This window comes from Luteibacter sp. E-22 (genome assembly GCF_049913125.1).
In the GTDB taxonomy this organism is placed as follows: Bacteria; Pseudomonadota; Gammaproteobacteria; order Xanthomonadales; family Rhodanobacteraceae; genus Luteibacter.
The window spans coordinates 2,678,826-2,695,397 of the sequence record NZ_CP183975.1 but is presented as its reverse complement, the minus strand read 5'-3'; the positions used below and the strand labels follow the sequence as shown (position 1 = coordinate 2,695,397).

Below are 16,572 nucleotides of genomic sequence, written 5' to 3'. Positions count from 1 at the left end.
GCACCTCATCCGCCACCGGACACGACATGCCGCGTCTTCGCCATCTTCTCTCCTTCGGCATCACCAGTTTCGCTTTCGCCCTGGCCGCGCATGCGCAAGACGCGGCGGCGGCATCCCATGCCAGCAGTGCCGACGCGCGTCCCACCGCCCTGGCCGACTTCGACGCCTACGTGGATGCCACGCGCAAGCAGTTCGACGTACCGGGCATCGCCGTGGCGATCGTCAAGGATGGCAAGGTGGTGCTGGAGATGGGTTCGGGCGTACGCAAGCTGGGCGAACCGGCCAAGGTGGACGCGCATACGCAGTTCGCGATCGCATCGAACACCAAGGCGTTCACCGCCGCCTCGCTGGCGATCCTCGCCGACGAGCACAAGCTCGACATGAACGATCGCGTGATCGATCGGCTGCCGTGGTTCCAGATGTCCGATCCGTACGTGACGCGCGAAATGCGCGTGCGCGACTTGCTCGCCCACCGCAGTGGACTCAGCCTGGGGGCTGGCGATCTCCTGTACTGGCCAGCCACCTCGTACACCACGAAGGAGGTCGTGCAGCGCCTGCGCTATGTGCCGCTGGCCAACAGCTTCCGCGCCGGTTACGCCTACGACAACATCCTCTTCGCCGTGGCCGGGCTGGTCATCGAGCAGGTCTCGGGCAAGCCGTGGGCCGACTTCGTGCGCGAGCGTATCTTCGTGCCGTTGGGCATGACCGAGTCGCAGTCGCACGCGCCGGATACCATTGGCCCGAACGACGACATCGCGACCGGTCATGCGAAGTTCGACTTCAAGGACCTCAAGCCGGTGGCGGCGATGTCCTGGAGCAACAACCCCACCGCGGGCGGCATCTACACCAGCGTGCACGACCTGTCCAAGTGGATGAACATGCAGCTGGCCGGTGGCAAGTACACCGACGCTTCCGGAAAGGAGCAGCGCCTCTTCAGCGAGAAGCGCCAGGCCGAGATGTGGTCCCTGATCACGCCCATCACCATCGCCGAACCCAACGTCCCGGAACTCAAGGCGGCGAAGCCGAACTTCTCCGGCTACGGCGAAGGGTGGTTCGTCTCCGACTACCGCGGGCACAAGCTCGTCTGGCATACCGGTGGCTGGCCCGGCATGGTCTCGCGCCTGACCCTCGTGCCCGACCTCAAGCTCGGCATCGTCGTGCTGACCAACCAGGAAAGCGGCGCCGCGTTCCAGGCGGTGACGATGCGCGCGCTCGATGCATACATGGATGCGCCGAAGACGGACTGGATCGCGGCGTATGCGGCCAGCGTGAAGAAGATGGAAGGCAACGCCGACGACAGCATGAAGAAGCACGAAGCGGCGCGTGCGAAAGGCTCGAAGCCCTCGTTGCCGCTGGACGGCTATGCCGGCACCTACCGTGATCCGTGGTATGGCGATGTCACCGTGGCGAAGCAGGGTGGCAAGCTGGTGATGACCTTCACCAAGACCGCGCAACTCACCGGCACGCTGGAGCCGTGGCAGCACGATACCTTCATCGCCCGCTGGAACGACCGGTCGCTCAACGGCGACGCCTTCGTGAACTTCGCGCTCGATCCGGACGGCAAGGTGCGCGAGGTGCGGATGGAGCCGGTCTCGCCCCTCACCGACTTCAGCTTCGATTTCCAGGATTTGCGCCTGGCCCCGGTCGAGGCTTCGAAGTAGGCGCCATCAGCTCGCCGGGTCCGGATCGATCGACGCCTTCGGCGCGCCCGCTCCGGTCGGGCCGGGCAGGTCGCCCATGTTGCCACCCGAGCGCAGCACGAGGTCCTGTGGTCGCAGCAGGGGGATCTCGGCGCCGCGCAGGCGCGCGATGATGTCGAACAGGAGGTCGCTCTTCACGCTGCCCACATCGCGTGGGCTTCCCACGTAGCAGGTGGCGACGAACGTCATCGCCGTACGGTCGATGTTGTCGAGCGTGACGGAGGCCGCGGGCGTCTCCTGCACCGACGCGTGTGCATGCATGGCCTCCAGCATGTGCTCGCGTACGTCCACGGGGTCGCTGTCGAGCGGCATGGGCAGCTTGATCAGCACGCGGCCCTGCGGGTTGGCCATCGTCATGTTGCGCACGGGCTTGGTGATGAACGACGAGTTCGGCACGATGATGGTCGAACGATCGGCCACCTGGATCTCGGTGGCACGCACGTTGATGCGGCGGATATCGCCTTCCGCATCGTCCAGCACCACCCAGTCGCCGACCTTCACCGGCCGCTCCGCGAGCAGGATCAGGCCGGAGATGAAGTTCTGCACGATCGCCTGCAGGCCGAAACCGATACCGACCGAGAGCGCTGATGCCACCCAGGTCACGTTCTGCACCGAGAGACCCATCGCCAACAGGGCGATCGCCACCACGATGACGATGCCGACATAGCCGAGGAGGGTGGTCAACGAACTGCGCATGCCCGGGTCGAGGTTCGTCCTGGGCAGGTATTGTTCGGACATCCAGTTCTTGACCACCCGCACGGCCAGCAGGCCGAGGAAGAACAGCGCGATCGAGGTGAGAATCTGGCTGGGCTTCAGTTCGACGTCGTAGATCTTCAGCGACTGCAGCTTGCTGCCGAGCGTGAGGAGGTCGGTCGCGCCGGTGCCGAAACCGGACATCACGGCGGTGATGCCGAACAGGAACAGGCCCAGGCGGACCACGCCCGACAGCAGCACGCCGGCCTGGTCGAGCAGTCTGGGATGGGTGCCGAAGATGGCCTGTGCGCGGGCGCTCATCGGGCCTTTTTCGGAAAGCAGCGTCTCGAACAGGTCGTCGACCAGGCGCATGGCGAGATAGGTCGCGGCGATCACGATCGCCGCCCAGACCACCTGGCCCGCCATGAACGAAGCGAACGAGATGAAGCCGGTCAGCAGGGCGATCCACGAGGAGACGATCGCGATCCATGCCGCCGCGATGAGCACGCTGGCCCAGATGGGCCGGGGCGCGGGCGGCGTGCCGTCTTCGTCGTGGCGGTGCGTGCGTCCCAGTCGCAGCAGCGCCAACGCGCTGAGCACGGTGAAGACGATCGCCTGCAGGCTGCTGGTGAGCACCGTGGCGGCGAGGCTGGTGCCGATGGTGTGGTTCAGCTGCTTGAGGAAGTAGAACAGCACCACCGCCAGCGAGATCAGCATCGGGAAGCGGCGCAGGTCGATGGCTGTCTGGTCGGGAATGGCCGGCAAGCGCCACGACGGCCGCTTCGCCGAGATCAGCGACCTGCCGAGGCCGGCGATGAAGGCACCGAAGAAGACGAGTTGCACGATCGCGCGCGCGATCTCGTCGGTTTCCTGGCTGAAGGTGTCGTTCCAGTTCAGACCCAGGTAAAGCAGTTGCGTGCCCAGGCCGGTGGTGAGCGTGGAGGTGAGGGCGATGCCGAGGATCAACGCCGAGCGGCGCAGCCTTCCGGGCGGCATGCGGTTGGCGGTGAGGTGGCGAACGCGATGTTCGATGTAGAAGCGCACGCCGGTCATCAGCAGCAGGCCGAGCAGGGCGCAGGTGATCAGGGCCGTGCGGTTGCCGACGTTCCAGCTGGCGGCGACATCGGTCCTGACCGTGCCGGCGAAGTCGCTCAGGTTGGCGGCGTCGCGCGGGAAGGCCGCCGCCGGTTCCGACCAGAACGGTCGCGATAGCGGGGAGTTCGTGCGTTGCGAAATGAGTTCCTGGAAGCGGATGCGGCGCAGGTCGGAGAGCTGGTTCGCCGTCTGCTGGGCTTCGAGCGCGAGGCCGTCGGCCTGCTTGACCTGCGCATCCACGGCGTCGAAGGTCTTCTGCGCGTCCTTGCGGGTGGCAGCCAGTTCCGGCGCCTCCTTGGTGCCTGCGGCGGGTGGCGGGCCCAACTGGTCCAGCCGCGCCTTCGCCGCGTCCCGGTTCTGTTGCAACGAGGCGGACAGCTTCTGTGCGTCGCTGGCCACATCGCCGGACTTGCCGCGCAGGTCGTCGATGATCGTGTTGGTGATCTTGTCGTCCTTCATGGCCTTCTCGATCTGGTCGAGGCGGCCACGCAGGTCGTCGATCTGTTGTGGCGTGCTGGGGTCGTCCGCCTGCGCGAACGCGCCGCCGGAGCCGGCGAGGAGGAAGGCGATGAAGAGGATTCTCAGGATGCGCATGAAGGGATCATCGGAGCCGGTGTCGACCAGGTCAAATGCCCGATGCATGCGTTACCCTCGGTGAACGGCGCGTGCGGCGCCTTCCATGCGGCAATGCAGCTTTGCCGGGGAGGGTGCCGCCGTTATCCTGCCGCCCCTTTCTCCACGCCTGGAACGCCCCATGCGCAAGAAGCTGGTCGCCGGTAACTGGAAGATGCATGGCTCCCGCGCCATGGCCGACGCCCTGGTCAGGGAGATCGTCGAAAACCGGCCGGACGGCGTGGATGTCGTCGTCTTCCCGCCGGACGTCTATCTGGAGGGCCTGACACGCGAATATGGCGACCGCGGCCTGGGCTTCGGCGCGCAGGACCTTTCGGAGCACCACGTGCAGGGTGCTTATACCGGCGAGATCGCGGGCGACATGTTGTGCGACGTGGGTGCCCGCTGGGTCCTGGTGGGCCATTCCGAGCGGCGCCAGTACCAGCACGAGAGCGACGCGTTGCTGGCGAAGAAGTTCGAGGCGGCATGCAAGGCCGGGCTCACGCCGATCCTCTGCGTGGGCGAGACCCGTGAGGAGCACGAGGAGGGCCGGGCCGAGGATGTGATCGGCCGCCAGCTGGCCGCGGTCCTGGAACACAACGGCATCGGCGCGTTCCGCGAGGCGGTGATCGCCTACGAACCGGTCTGGGCCATCGGTACGGGACTGACGGCGACCCCGGCGAAGGTGCAAAAAATTCATGCCTTCATCCGTAGCCAACTGGCAAAAAAGGATGCTAATATCTCGCTCCTGACCCGGGTGCTTTACGGCGGAAGCGTCAAGCCGGCCAATGCGGCCGAACTTTTCGCCCAACCGGACGTGGACGGGGGACTCATCGGTGGCGCCGCCCTGGTGGCTCCCGATTTCCTGGATATATGCGCCGCGGCGCGATAATCGCGACACGGCAAACCAAGAAGACATGTTCATTCTCTTCAGCGTTTTCTATATCCTGATCGCCGCGGCGATGATCGTGCTGATTCTCATGCAGCGCGGTGCCGGCGCGGAGGCAGGTTCCGGCTTCGGTGGCGGTGCTTCCGCCACGGTGTTCGGTGCGCGTGGCTCGTCGAGCTTCATGACCCGCGCCACGGCCGTCCTCGCAGCCTTGTTTTTCTTGCTCAGCCTCGGCATGGGCATCTACCTCGGTCGCTCGGGTAACCCCCAGCCGGCCGCGGATCTTGGTGTGATGTCCGGCGCTACCACGCCGGCCGCTCCCGCCAACAACGCTCCGGTGACCCCGGCCGCGTCGGACGTGCCCCGCGCACCCGCCGCAGCCAACGGTGACACCCCGGCCGCCACGGCGCCGGCTCCGGCAGCGAACAACGATGTTCCGGCCCCGAAGCAGGAAGCCACCAAGGCTCCCGCCGAACCGGCCAAGAAATAATCAGCGATACACGCGACACGCTGTAAAAGTTATGCCCAGGTGGCGGAATTGGTAGACGCACTACCTTGAGGTGGTAGCGGCTTAGGCTGTGGGGGTTCGAGTCCCCCCTTGGGCACCAAATGTGAGTTTCGGGTCGTATCATCCCGACTCAACAGGTATAGAGAACCCGCCCTAGTGGCGGGTTTTTTATTGGTTGGCTGTCCCAGAGTGTCGCTAGCGGTCCCAGCACATCCCCTATTGCGTGTGAGTAACTTTGTGAGTAGAGTGGTAGCTACTCACCGGGCCATTACTGGTTACTCACATGCTCACCGACGCCAAATTGAGGGCCCTGAAACATCGCAACGCCCTGTATCGCGTCACAGATTCCGGTGGATTGGCTGTAGAGGTTCCGGTGAGTGGCGCACCTCGCTGGCGCTTTCGCTATCGCTTCGACGGTAAGGCGAAGATGCTCAGTCTGGGCACGTACCCGTCTATCTCGCTCGCCCAGGCACGCTTACGTCGCGATGCTGCACGGGCGATGCTGTCGAATGGTGTAGATCCGAGCGCCAGCCGTCAGGAGGCTAAGCGGGAACGTGCGCTTGCTCTTGCCCCGGCCCACACTTTCAGGTCGGTGGCCGAGCTTTGGATGGTCCGACAGGACGTGGCGGAGGCGACGGCGAGCAAGTCGCGCTGGATATTCAACACATTCCTTTATCCAGACCTTGGTGACCGGCCGATAAAAGAAATCACCGGACGTGACCTGCTGGAAACCCTGCGGAAGATCGAGGGGAAGGACATGCTTGAGACGGCGAAGCGCGCCAAGATCAAGGCAGGGCAGGTCTTCCGCTTTGCGATCATCGAGGGCTTTGCCGACATCGACCCCACGACGAGCCTCAGGGGCGCTCTGAAAGCACCTAAGGTGAAGCATCACGCTGCCATCGTGGACCCACACAAGGTCGGCGAGCTATTGCGCGCTATTGATGGCTTCTCGGGCCAGTACGTAACCCTCTGCGCCCTCCGGTTCGCCCCGCTGGTTTTCGTTCGCCCAGGCGAACTCCGTCAGGCCGAATGGTCCGAATTCGATCTCGACGCGGCTGTTTGGCGGATTCCGGGTGCTCGCATGAAGATGAAGGCCGCTCACCTCGTCCCTCTGTCGAAACAGGCCGTTACGGTCCTACGCGAACTACATGGGTTCACAGGGCATGGGCGCTTCGTCTTCCCGAGCATCCGTTCTGCGTCTAGGCCCATGAGCGAGAACACCATCAACGCCGCGTTACGCCGCCTCGGGTACACGGGCGATGAAATGACTGGTCATGGATTCCGTAGCCTGGCCGCTACACGTCTGAACGAAATGGGGTGGAACGCCGACGCCATCGAGCGCCAGCTAGCCCACGCCGAATCGAACAAGGTCCGTGACGCATACACGCACGCCGCCCAATACCTCAAAGAGCGCACGCGGATGATGCAGGCATGGGCAGACTACCTTGACGGCCTCAAGGCGGGTGGCAAGGTCGTTGCATTCAAACCGCAGGCGGGGTCTGCGGCGTAAGAATTCTGACGCGAGAGTCAGAAGCGGCGGGACAGGGTATTGCAGTACCCCGCCCGCCTAACCACAACCACGACACTAGGAGTCGGGATCATGGGTAAGAACATTGTAGCCGCTCGGTCGACAGGTACGTTGGCCCTAAACAGGGCCTCACTTCTCAATGCCGCTCTCGCGGAAACGGATCAGGAGCGGGAATTGCTCAGTCTGTACGGCCAGCTTCAGCCGTCGTTGAAAACACTTCTGTTTCAGGTCATGGAATGCATGCGCGAGGGACGTCGGCCGTTCTCACGGTGGGTTCGTGGCATGGACTCAGACGCCCTTGCCCTTGTAGCAGAGGACGACAACGGCCGAATCCTTGAATGGGTAGACCTTGACATCAGGGACCTGCCACGACGTCCGGACCTTCTTGCACGGCTTGGGCCAGACGCTATCGCGCGCCTTCTCGCCGATGCGGCGGAAGCTTCATCCTGCAAGGTCAACTGAGGGCATCGCCATGGGTAACGAACTCTACACTAGCAGCATAGCAACTCAGTCCCTCACGCACTTCCTAGGCGAGCCGTCACGGATCAAGCACCTTCGCGTTCTTGACGAATCGATGGCTGCGACGATTTACGCTGGCGACATCATCACTGTAGACACAGGCAATAAGAAGCCTGTGAACGACCGCTGTTTTCTCATATCTGTGTGTGGGAGCGTGCGGGTGGGCCGTCTGCTTTACGCGACCGACAATTTGCTCAGAGTGTCGTCGGATAACCCGGATAAGACGCTGTATCCGGATGAGCTCGTGAATGACGAACCTAGCTTCACGATCCTTGGGCGCGTTATCGAGCGTCGTGGCGACGGTGGCCTCTAAAAGGGGAAGATCTACTACATAGGATCGGAGAATAAGCCCGCCTAGTGCGGGCTTATTTGTTGGGCAGATGATCGATCAGGTTGCCGTAGTCGTCGCGGCGGCGTACGGTGTGGGTGGTTCACCAGACCCGGTTTGAACCCACTTATGTCCCGTGCACGCGCCCCTGGCAGGGCCGAAGCCACCGTGAGGGCGGCTGAATACGTGCGGATGTCCACGGATCAGCAACAGTATTCGACCCAGAACCAGTCTGCCGCAATTGCGGCCTATGCCGCTGCCCACGCTATGGCTATCGTCAAGAGCTACCGTGATGAGGGTCGAAGCGGCGTGCGGATAAAGGGGCGACACGCACTTCAATGTCTACTCGCTGACATTCGCAGCGGTGAGCAGGAATACGACGTCGTTCTCGTGTACGACGTGAGCCGCTGGGGCCGCTTTCAGAATCCCGACGAGGCGGCGTACCACGAGTTCGTGTGCAACCTAGGCGGCGTCAGCGTCGTTTACGTGTCGGAGCCGTTCTCAAATGACGGGACGCCATGTTCAGCGGTATTGAAGGGACTGAAACGGGCGATGGCTGGGGAATACAGCCGCGAGCTTTCCGCGAAAGTCTATGCAGGACAGTGCAGGCTTATCAGTATGGGATACCGGCAAGGTGGCTCGGCTGGCTACGGCTTAAGGCGCATGCGATTGGACGCTTTAGGGCGGCCACAGGGCATCTTGGAGCACGGACAGCGAAAGGCGGTAATCACAGACAGAGTCATTCTGGTGCCGGGGCCTAAGGATGAGGTTCGGGTGGTGCGCAGGATATTCAGGGAGTTCGCAGCTGGGATGGGCGCAGCAGCGATCGCACGCGGACTAAACGCGGAAGCGATAAGTTTCCTTGACGGTAAAGGGTGGAACAACCATCGCATCCGGGCGCTACTTAAAAGCGCGAAGTATGTTGGAGATAATGTGTTCGGGCGTACCCATGGAAGCTTTCATCTGCCTCGCGTTAACGCACCCGAGACTGCATGGATCACGCGGAAGTCCTCATTCAAACCCCTCGTGTCACGTCAATTGTTCCTTAAGGCCAAAGAGCGTTTCGAGCAGATGGCTAAGAAGAAGGCGGACGACGACGTGTTGTCTCCCCTCAGAGAAATTCTTGCGCGGGAGGGGGAGATCAATAGTCGGCTGATCCGGGAAGACCGCCAGTCAGTATCCGTGCCAACACTCGTGCGCCGTTTCGGTGGTCTCAGGCACGTGTATCGGCTCATTGGGTTCACTCCAAAGAGGAATCTCATCTATGCGGATGCACGGGCCCATTTCCTCGGTGTGCGAGAGAGCACCACGGCCGCCGTCAAGGCCATGTTTGAGCAAGCGGGGTTATCCGTCAGTCGCCAGGGCTGGCAGCTTCAGGTAGAGCACGCGTGGTCATTGTCCGTCGCGGTTCTAAGGACATCGCTTTATCACGAGACCCAACGCTGGTACGTAAGAAAGGCTCCCGACAGTGCGGACATTGTGATATTTGCGCGACTATCAGCGGATGGTTCCACCATCAGAGACTACGTATTTTGGCCCGCCGCGATCTACGGGTTCATCCCGGAGAATGTTTCTGGACGAACCTATCCTGCGGTAGCGGCATATACCTCAAGTTCGTTGCTCTCGTTAGCTCGCTGCCTGGGACGCGGGGCGGTGGACGCGCCCCCTCTCAATCAAACAACCGATATTCATGGGCTGGCGGAGAGGTTCAGGAAGCGCGGCCAGTCGATCTCAGAAGCACTGACCATTGTCGAAAGTTTTTTGGAACTCACGAAAGAGGGTGCGAACTTCGGTGCATTGGAGAGTGCTCCAGACGGTGATGGAGAAACGATCCTCCGATACATATTGCTATCCCGGCAAGGCAGTACCCAACTGAAAAACGCCGCCCTAGTCTGCTGGCTAGCAAGGCACCACCCAGCCGCCCTAGCGGTACTCCAATGGGGTGCGGACGACCTGCTGACGATGCAGTGAGGGCGGGGCAGTTCGTAGCCAAGCCACGCTGATCGTAGGTAGCCGGCCCCTCAGGACACGTCGGCGCGGCGCGAGACTTCTAAGTTATTGATATTTTGGCTGTTGTCTATCATTCAGGAAAAATCGATGCCCTTCTACTTCGATGTCGAACACACCTAACCCATTGCTTTAGCGAGGAAAGCGGCAGCGTGATGAAAGTGCGCCATCGACGGCGCCGTTTTCTGTCGACGCGGGTCATGACTTTACATCGCCACCCTCGCACTGGATCATGATCCCAAGCACAGGATTGGACGCAATGCAACTCCATATGTTGTGTATGGATGCGGCAGGAGTCACAAAATCTGTGTCATCCGGGCATCTAGACCTCTAGGGGGCAATAAAAAGCCCCCACCGTTGGCGCGGTGAGGGCTAGGAGCTTTTTCTACTGCGAAGTAGGCCGTGCTCTCCGGGCTACGGCGGCTCCATGGTAAGCACGGTTGCTTGCCTGCCGCAAGGGCTTAGTGCATGGCCGTCCACCTAGGACCGCCTCATGACCGATAGTGCCGCGACCGTGTCGAACGCCTATATGCTCGACGCGCTTATCCAGTTCCTTCGGCTGCCTGCCGTGTGCGCCCGTACAGGGCTCTCGCGAAGTCAGGTGTATCGATTGGAGGCCGAAGGGAAGTTTCCCGGACGAGTAAAGCTCGGGCTGTCCACAAGCGCCTGGGTCGAATCAGAGGTTCAGGCATGGGCCGCCGCGCGGATCGCCGCGTCACGAGGTGACGCATGAAAGGGGCGGTTCGTTGCCCCAGATTTGACTTCTGCAACGCTCCCATCTGCCCGCTCGACCCACAGTGGCCCATCGCCCAGCACATTCAGGGCGAGCGCGTCTGCGGGCTCCTGACCGAGGTGGTAAAGGTTGGTGGCCAGCAACGTGTTGAGAGCGTCCTGTCATCAGACCAGTTCGCCACGTTCATTCGTGAGTGGCCGAAGGTGGAGGCCCGATGGGCGGATGTCCGAACCCGACTACGGGCATCAGCGAAGACGGGCTCACGTATCGACCGCGCGAGGGCCAATTTCCATGCCCCATCATCAGGGACGCAGGTCGCACCCCTACCCACCCCCTTGGTTACCCGTGAGTCCTCGATGGTGGGGGCCTTTTCAGGGGGTGCCGAGTGACGACAAAGAAACGACGCAAGGAGAAGGGGCGGCAACTTTCAGGCCCATTCGTCAAGCTGCCCCATGAGGTACAAGACTCGGCGAACTGGAGGGCGTGTGGCGGCACGGCCATCAAGCTGCTCTGTGCCATCGCCCGCCAATACAACGGCAAGAACAATGGTGACCTCGGCGCATCCATAAAGATCATGGCGGCCCTTGGCTGGCGCTCGTCCGACACATTAGACAGATCCCTGAAAGAACTTCTTCACTACGGGTTTATCACGTTGACACGGCAAGGAGGTCGCAACTCGGCGAACCTATACGCCATCACCTGGCAACCCATCGACGAATGCGGGGGCAAGCTAGATTGCTGTGCTACTAGCGTCGCGGCGAACGACTATAAGCAACTCAAGATCCCGTTCAAACGCTCCCCGAAAAACACATCGCCAAGTTCGGAATCCGGAGTAACTAGGTTCGGAATCCGGAGCAGTGATGTTTCAAGGGCTGCGTGATTGCTCCGGATTCCGTAGTTGTCAGCACACTTTTTGGGAATTCCTTGCTCCGGATTCCGGACACCTTTATAGATATATACCAAGGGGTCTCTAGTTTATGACCGTCCACTATCTCCCCGGATACCTCCCAACGACCTCCGGTGATGCGTCGAAACTGTCCGCGTCGAAAGAGGACACGCACGGACCCGGTGTAACGGGCCGTAACGCTCTGAGTAACGCTCTTGCCGTTACGCAACGGTCGCCGGGCTGGAACAACCGCAAGCCCGACGTCCAACGGGTGCAGTTGGGTGCTTGCACCTTGCTGGCAGTTCCGTACCGCCGTTGGGCCTGGCGACGCTATGAGCTTCGGGTTGCCGAACAACGACGCCGGGAAGCCTGAGTGACTATCGGCAGGCGGGCCGATACGGAACAAGAACCCATCGAGCGGGCATCGCGAATCCTCGCGAGTGCTCTAGGCTACGGAAGCCCGTGGGCTGCGATGACCATCGACGCTCCATTCGTTCAGGGGACCGACGACGACCCGAAGAATTACGCGCTGGCCGTGTGCACCCTGGGCTGGGTCACCGAGCAAGCGGCGTGGAGGGTAGGTGGCTCTCAGCATGTGAGGCGGCAGCGGGCATGGAGACAGTCGGCCTATAGGGTAGCTATACCCGTCTGCAAGCCGAGCCACGATGCCCTTGCCGCGTTATCTCTGACAAAGCTGGACGGTCCCCTAGAGGCGATCCTTCTTCTCTATGCAACCGGCGACGTGGAACGGTTCTGGCCGGATGTGGAGCGGTTCGGACTGGCATGCGTTCGTGGTGCGTTCGCTTCGGAAGCGCTGACCGACGCCATGGAGAGAATCATGTTTCGGAGAGCATCCATCCCGCAGGACGCGAGGGCTAAGTTGTTGGGAATCCGTGCTAGTGGCTACCGTGCTGCTACGCGTGCCGCAGAGGCCCGTCTGCGGTCCTGGCTTCTTACGGCGTCGAGACGGTTTTTGGAGGCCCTAGGTTAACGTCCGTGACATCTGTCACGGGTGATCGTTTGCCAAGGGGCGCAATTCGACTTCTAGTAGTCCCTGTAGCGTTCTCAGGTGCCCCGGCTCGTGGCGTGCAAGCCAATTCACAAGTTCTGCTTGTCTCAGCAGCCGAGCGATGCACCCCCTGAGAATGACGAATTCCAAGATGTGAAGTCCTTCGTCCGTTCCGCTCCGGGCCACCCTCGTGGAGTGAACGACTGGATTGGCGGCAAGCCCGTGACGCGCAAGCAAGGCCACGAACGAGATATTGGTTTGAAGATACTCAAGGGACGCATCAGCGCGAACGGTGCTGGTTCTGCAAATTTCGACAAAGTCCGAAAGCGCTGTCTGCTCTACGCGAAGCCGTGACGCCGTCGCTAGCTGGGTCAGCCACACGGCGAAGTGCTCAAGGCTGAGGCTGTTGCGAGATCGCGGAGAACACTAAGGGAGTCGAAGGTATGAGCTTCTAGGAGCGGTCCGTTCTCGTTTCGAACGCTTACCCTCCCGGCCCCGCACGCGAGGCGAGGGAGTACGACGTAATCGATGGGCGTCCCACCGTCGAGAGCCATCCTTGCGAAGACCACGACATCGGTATTCATGGGCGCACGGCGAGAAATCCACCGTTGACGCCCCTTGTGCTGTGATGCCTGGAGAACGACGACGCTCAGCGTCCATGCGTCATCTACGTGTATGACCCACCCATTCCTTCGGGTACGTGATCCAGACTCGTTGATCGTCTCCCTGATGAATGCCGTCAGGCTTTCCCGCCAGCCTTTAATGCGCAGCCTCGGCACGACAAAGCTCAGGCTCTTATGGCCCTTGTAGCCCACCATCTCGTAAAGCTCCCGCATGCTTCCAAACCGGTTTCGATACTGCGAGTACACCACTCCCGGTTCATCGCGAATTTGCTTAATACTGAGCGAGCCGTCCCTCGCCATGATCCTCCGAACGGTATCTAGCATCTCGCTCGTGGTGGGCTCCTCCCGCTGGCGTGCTAGACGCTCTGCCGCTTTGTAGAACAGGGCAGGGGGGACGATTCCTTCGAAAGCTGAATCTTTTCGAGCCCATGCCGACGGGTGGTTGTAAACGGTGCGTTGTTTTAGCTTCTTGCTACAGCGTGAGAAGACATTGTTGCCAATGTACTTTTCGTTTACGAGTATGCGCCTGATGGCACCATAGACCCAGCGATGACCGAGCAGATTTGGGATTTCATCTGCATTGAGCCGAATCGCAATCTGACGTAGAGATCTTCCCCCAACATACTCACGAAATATCCGCCTGATAACGGCCACCTCGTTTGCTGGGCCGGGTACGAGGATAATCCTGTCGGTATAGATGCTCTTTCGTTGACCGAACTGGAGGATGCCCTTTCGGATTCCCTCCGCATCAATCAGCATGCGCCTCATCCCGTACCCCGAGTAACCTCCCTGTCGGAACCCTAGGCACGTCCCCCTGTATTGTCCGGCATACACTTTTTCGGACAATTCGCGACTGTACTCGGCTGCCATGGTGCGTTTCAGACCCTTGAGAATCATCGCCAGCGGCGAACCGTCGTTGTCGAATAACTCGGCGACATAACAGACTTTGATTCCAGCTTGGGTACATAGGAATTCGTAGTAGGCGGCTTCATCCGAATTCTGAAACCGGCCCCACCGACTGACGTCGTACACAAGGACTGCCTTGAACTCCGCGTAGCCTGACTGTACGTCTGTAATTAGTCGTTGTAGAGCATCCCTCCCGCCAATATCCAAGCCGCTCCGTCCTCGGTCGAAGTAGCTACGGACGACGCGCATGCCGTGTTCTTGCGCATAGGCGGCTATGGCGATGGATTGATTGACCGGGGAGCATATCTGGAGATCCGTGGACATACGGATGTACTCCGCCGCTGGGACGACTAGGGAAGCCCTGCCAAGAGCATTCCGATTAGTCATGTTTGCTTCCGAGATTTGCTAGCTGACGCTACGCCGGTAGATAAGCAACGACAAGTTGTAACGGCCGCGTTACAGGGGGCTGGATGAATAAGGGGCACTTTCTCAATCGAGTCTGGATGTTTGTGACTCTCCAGTTGCGCGCGCTGCCGCTTCCCAAAAAAGGGCCCGACCTAATTGTCGAGCCCCTGTCGTCGCAGTGACTAGATCAGAGCGGTTGATTCACCAGGGGAACTCCCAATCATGTTCCTTACCGCTTCCGGTACAGGCCGGAGCGGTCGGATCTCCGATGCAATGTGGGCCGGACGCTGGCGGTAGAGTGGACGCCGGTGGGTCATTGGCCGGTGCGCCCCATTTGCGAGCGGCTACCCAGATAACGGCGTTTCCATCGTCCTGAATGTTAAGTAACGTGCTATCCCCATGTAGGTTTAATGTTTTACCTACGCCGGATTCATACGTGAAGCCAGCCGGATATGACCAGTTCGACGCCCCCTGCCAGACATATCCGGAGTCATTCCACGTGGTCAGGCCACCATCGAAGACCGAATAAATGGCAGGTCCGCCATGTGCCTGGGTTACGTTGCTTGCCCACACGGGCCTACCGTTGTGATAGAGAACGAGGTTGCCGTCGGTTTGAAAGGTCCATTGATTGCCATTGGGACCGTTGTAGACGACTCCGCGCTCGAAATGGAAACCGTACTGAAAGACGAGTGGGGCGGCCTGCGGCGCGCCGCCAGGAGTAACGGTGTTTGTCGCCCACACCGGGGCGTAGGCCACGACCACGGCCATGCCGGAGTCATCCACGGTGAACTCATTCGCCAAGCCGGCGTTTGCCACCGTTCCTGTCCACCAGACAGGGCTACCATCCGCCCTGTAGAGCACAAAGTTTCCGTCGCTCTGCATGAATGCCGCGACGGCACCGGAGCCCGAGGTTTCCGTGTTCCATATCGCAGCGCCGTCAGCGAGGCGGTAAACAACAAAATTCCCATCGCCCTGCATAATCGCCGTGTATCGCCCGTCGTGACTCGTGAGGCTTTGGTTGACGCCGAGCGATTGTCCAGCCTTCAGCCAGTCTGCTGAAGCGGACATTGAGACAAACCCACAAAGCGCTGTAGCGGTTAGCGCCAACGCTTTCATCTTTCCGATCATTGGTGGTCCCTGTTTTTAGTGCCCCCTGCTGGGGCTCGCGGAGTTTCGCAAGCCCCCTATTTGCAAGTCTGTAGGGCTTGTCCTGCGACTGTGTAGGAAAAACCTTACACGTTTGCTTTTACGGTTGGACGGCGGTGATTGATGTTCTTCGCGAACGGCACATGCGCGCTTCGGCACGCTCAGCCGAGCCAACTGAAGAGAGATGACGTCCGACGACAAGACTAATCGCGGTCCAGCAGATCGCACCCGGATCAACATCAACGAGGAGTACGAGCTTCGTTACTGGACTAAGGAGCTTGGAGTTTCAGAGGAACAACTGCGGACATCTGTGAAACGAGTTGGCCCGATGGCTGATGACGTCAGGGCCGATCTACGTCGTCGCCGCTAGGGAGGCTAGAGCGGTTTGCCTTTGTTGTCTTCGTCCATCCAATAAACCGGCTTATGGGCGGACCATTCGATTTCGCGGGCCAGGGCGTCGTCGATGGAACTGCCTTTCAGGATGGCCTCGACCACGCGCTCTGAGGTTCCTAGGATGTCAGCCTGCTCACGTAAGCTGCTCACGCCGTCCGCCTCCAATTCGCGCAAAACCGTGGCGAGGTTGGCTCGCCTGATCTCGGAGAGACTGGTCACAACTGACGGATCATAAGGGGTCAAAGCCGATGGCATCGAGGGCGTGGGCTAAGCCCAGCATTGCCTCTCCATAGTTCTGCCGTGGGGCGGAGCCGGGCGGACCGAGCCTGTCCATCACCCTAGCGCCAGCCAGGACGATATCATCTAGGCCCGCAGCATCAGCCTTGGCAATAATCAGCTGGGCACGAAATCGCGACTCGTTGAAGTCACCGGCGAGGGCGGCCTCGTTCATGGCCGCCGAATCACGCACGATCTCTGCGACGGTAAGGGCGCTTGCAGTGGCCGGTTTCATTGGCTGAGTGTAGTCCGGACGATAACTCGTGGACATATCCACGGGACGGAAACGCACCCTAAAAACGGCTATATGTATAGG

17 protein-coding genes and 1 tRNA gene are annotated in these 16,572 nt (G+C 60.8%); 13 read left to right on the top strand and 5 right to left on the bottom strand.

The window, feature by feature from the left end; all coding sequences use genetic code 11:
• Positions 1-26: 26 nt before the first annotated feature.
• Complete coding sequence (locus tag ACN9M2_RS12130) at positions 27-1,661, top strand: serine hydrolase (RefSeq protein WP_426284981.1); 1,635 nt, start codon at positions 27-29, stop codon at positions 1,659-1,661.
• Positions 1,662-1,667: 6 nt separating this feature from the next.
• On the opposite strand, the gene ACN9M2_RS12125 is transcribed toward ACN9M2_RS12130, so the two are convergent.
• Entirely contained in the window at positions 1,668-4,130 is a 2,463-nt protein-coding gene (locus ACN9M2_RS12125) for a DUF3772 domain-containing protein (protein WP_426284980.1), read from the bottom strand.
• Positions 4,131-4,242: 112 nt separating this feature from the next.
• Here ACN9M2_RS12125 and tpiA point away from each other — a divergent pair, with 112 nt between their 5' ends.
• The 11 genes from tpiA (at position 4,243) to ACN9M2_RS12070 (ending at position 12,861) form a co-directional block, all read left to right on the top strand.
• On the top strand, positions 4,243-4,992 hold the full coding sequence (gene tpiA / locus ACN9M2_RS12120; protein WP_426284979.1) for a triose-phosphate isomerase: 750 nt from the start codon (positions 4,243-4,245) through the stop codon (positions 4,990-4,992).
• A gap of 25 nt (positions 4,993-5,017) precedes the next feature.
• Entirely contained in the window at positions 5,018-5,479 is a 462-nt protein-coding gene (secG, locus tag ACN9M2_RS12115; protein ID WP_371023106.1) for a preprotein translocase subunit SecG, read from the top strand.
• 33 nt (positions 5,480-5,512) lie between these two features.
• A tRNA-Leu gene (locus ACN9M2_RS12110) sits at positions 5,513-5,597 on the top strand.
• A gap of 183 nt (positions 5,598-5,780) precedes the next feature.
• Positions 5,781-7,007, top strand: coding sequence for a tyrosine-type recombinase/integrase (locus ACN9M2_RS12105; protein WP_426284978.1), 1,227 nt, complete (start codon positions 5,781-5,783; stop codon positions 7,005-7,007).
• 90 nt (positions 7,008-7,097) lie between these two features.
• Positions 7,098-7,487 carry a hypothetical protein gene (locus tag ACN9M2_RS12100; RefSeq protein WP_426284977.1) on the top strand — a complete coding sequence of 130 codons (390 nt, stop codon included), beginning with the start codon at positions 7,098-7,100 and terminating at the stop codon, positions 7,485-7,487.
• Positions 7,488-7,497: 10 nt separating this feature from the next.
• Positions 7,498-7,857 carry a S24 family peptidase gene (locus ACN9M2_RS12095; RefSeq protein WP_426284976.1) on the top strand — a complete coding sequence of 120 codons (360 nt, stop codon included), beginning with the start codon at positions 7,498-7,500 and terminating at the stop codon, positions 7,855-7,857.
• 207 nt (positions 7,858-8,064) lie between these two features.
• The gene (locus ACN9M2_RS12090) at positions 8,065-9,843 is read left to right on the top strand and encodes a recombinase family protein (protein ID WP_426284975.1); all 1,779 of its coding nucleotides are present in this window, start codon (positions 8,065-8,067) and stop codon (positions 9,841-9,843) included.
• 529 nt (positions 9,844-10,372) lie between these two features.
• A complete protein-coding gene (locus ACN9M2_RS12085; RefSeq protein ID WP_426284974.1) occupies positions 10,373-10,612 on the top strand; it encodes a helix-turn-helix transcriptional regulator in 240 nt (79 codons plus the stop codon).
• Between the two features lie 385 nt (positions 10,613-10,997).
• Positions 10,998-11,492, top strand: a complete 495-nt coding sequence (locus tag ACN9M2_RS12080; protein WP_426284973.1) for a hypothetical protein — start codon at positions 10,998-11,000, stop codon at positions 11,490-11,492.
• A 478-nt stretch (positions 11,493-11,970) separates the two neighbouring features.
• A complete protein-coding gene (locus ACN9M2_RS12075; RefSeq protein ID WP_426284972.1) occupies positions 11,971-12,489 on the top strand; it encodes a hypothetical protein in 519 nt (172 codons plus the stop codon).
• A 171-nt stretch (positions 12,490-12,660) separates the two neighbouring features.
• Positions 12,661-12,861, top strand: a complete 201-nt coding sequence (locus ACN9M2_RS12070; RefSeq protein ID WP_426284971.1) for a hypothetical protein — start codon at positions 12,661-12,663, stop codon at positions 12,859-12,861.
• 17 nt (positions 12,862-12,878) lie between these two features.
• On the opposite strand, the gene ACN9M2_RS12065 is transcribed toward ACN9M2_RS12070, so the two are convergent.
• Together ACN9M2_RS12065 and ACN9M2_RS12060 are read right to left on the bottom strand one after the other, a co-directional pair.
• Positions 12,879-14,360 carry a recombinase family protein gene (locus ACN9M2_RS12065; RefSeq protein WP_426284970.1) on the bottom strand — a complete coding sequence of 494 codons (1,482 nt, stop codon included), beginning with the start codon at positions 14,358-14,360 and terminating at the stop codon, positions 12,879-12,881.
• 282 nt (positions 14,361-14,642) lie between these two features.
• On the bottom strand, positions 14,643-15,569 hold the full coding sequence (locus tag ACN9M2_RS12060; protein ID WP_426284969.1) for a hypothetical protein: 927 nt from the start codon (positions 15,567-15,569) through the stop codon (positions 14,643-14,645).
• 202 nt (positions 15,570-15,771) lie between these two features.
• Here ACN9M2_RS12060 and ACN9M2_RS12055 point away from each other — a divergent pair, with 202 nt between their 5' ends.
• On the top strand, positions 15,772-15,957 hold the full coding sequence (locus tag ACN9M2_RS12055) for a DUF3606 domain-containing protein (protein ID WP_426284968.1): 186 nt from the start codon (positions 15,772-15,774) through the stop codon (positions 15,955-15,957).
• A 5-nt stretch (positions 15,958-15,962) separates the two neighbouring features.
• On the opposite strand, the gene ACN9M2_RS12050 is transcribed toward ACN9M2_RS12055, so the two are convergent.
• Both ACN9M2_RS12050 and ACN9M2_RS12045 read right to left on the bottom strand, forming a co-directional pair.
• Positions 15,963-16,199, bottom strand: coding sequence for a hypothetical protein (locus ACN9M2_RS12050; RefSeq protein ID WP_426284967.1), 237 nt, complete (start codon positions 16,197-16,199; stop codon positions 15,963-15,965).
• 10 nt (positions 16,200-16,209) lie between these two features.
• Positions 16,210-16,491 (bottom strand): hypothetical protein, encoded by a 282-nt coding sequence (locus ACN9M2_RS12045; protein ID WP_426284966.1) that lies wholly within the window; start codon positions 16,489-16,491, stop codon positions 16,210-16,212.
• Between the last annotated feature and the right edge of the window lie 81 nt (positions 16,492-16,572).

What these genes read in the sequence shown, in the direction of transcription:
- ACN9M2_RS12090 (WP_426284975.1), top strand. Translation starts at nt 8,065, where the DNA reads ATGTCCACGGATCAGCAACAGTATTCGACCCAGAACCAGTCTGCCGCA.
- ACN9M2_RS12085 (WP_426284974.1), top strand. Translation starts at nt 10,373, where the DNA reads ATGACCGATAGTGCCGCGACCGTGTCGAACGCCTATATGCTCGACGCG.
- ACN9M2_RS12105 (WP_426284978.1), top strand. Translation starts at nt 5,781, where the DNA reads ATGCTCACCGACGCCAAATTGAGGGCCCTGAAACATCGCAACGCCCTG.
- ACN9M2_RS12055 (WP_426284968.1), top strand. Translation starts at nt 15,772, where the DNA reads ATGACGTCCGACGACAAGACTAATCGCGGTCCAGCAGATCGCACCCGG.
- ACN9M2_RS12060 (WP_426284969.1), bottom strand. Translation starts at nt 15,569, where the DNA reads ATGATCGGAAAGATGAAAGCGTTGGCGCTAACCGCTACAGCGCTTTGT.
- ACN9M2_RS12075 (WP_426284972.1), top strand. Translation starts at nt 11,971, where the DNA reads ATGACCATCGACGCTCCATTCGTTCAGGGGACCGACGACGACCCGAAG.
- ACN9M2_RS12125 (WP_426284980.1), bottom strand. Translation starts at nt 4,130, where the DNA reads ATGCATCGGGCATTTGACCTGGTCGACACCGGCTCCGATGATCCCTTC.
- tpiA (WP_426284979.1), top strand. Translation starts at nt 4,243, where the DNA reads ATGCGCAAGAAGCTGGTCGCCGGTAACTGGAAGATGCATGGCTCCCGC.
- ACN9M2_RS12130 (WP_426284981.1), top strand. Translation starts at nt 27, where the DNA reads ATGCCGCGTCTTCGCCATCTTCTCTCCTTCGGCATCACCAGTTTCGCT.
- ACN9M2_RS12095 (WP_426284976.1), top strand. Translation starts at nt 7,498, where the DNA reads ATGGGTAACGAACTCTACACTAGCAGCATAGCAACTCAGTCCCTCACG.
- ACN9M2_RS12100 (WP_426284977.1), top strand. Translation starts at nt 7,098, where the DNA reads ATGGGTAAGAACATTGTAGCCGCTCGGTCGACAGGTACGTTGGCCCTA.
- secG (WP_371023106.1), top strand. Translation starts at nt 5,018, where the DNA reads ATGTTCATTCTCTTCAGCGTTTTCTATATCCTGATCGCCGCGGCGATG.
- ACN9M2_RS12045 (WP_426284966.1), bottom strand. Translation starts at nt 16,491, where the DNA reads ATGAAACCGGCCACTGCAAGCGCCCTTACCGTCGCAGAGATCGTGCGT.
- ACN9M2_RS12065 (WP_426284970.1), bottom strand. Translation starts at nt 14,360, where the DNA reads ATGTCCACGGATCTCCAGATATGCTCCCCGGTCAATCAATCCATCGCC.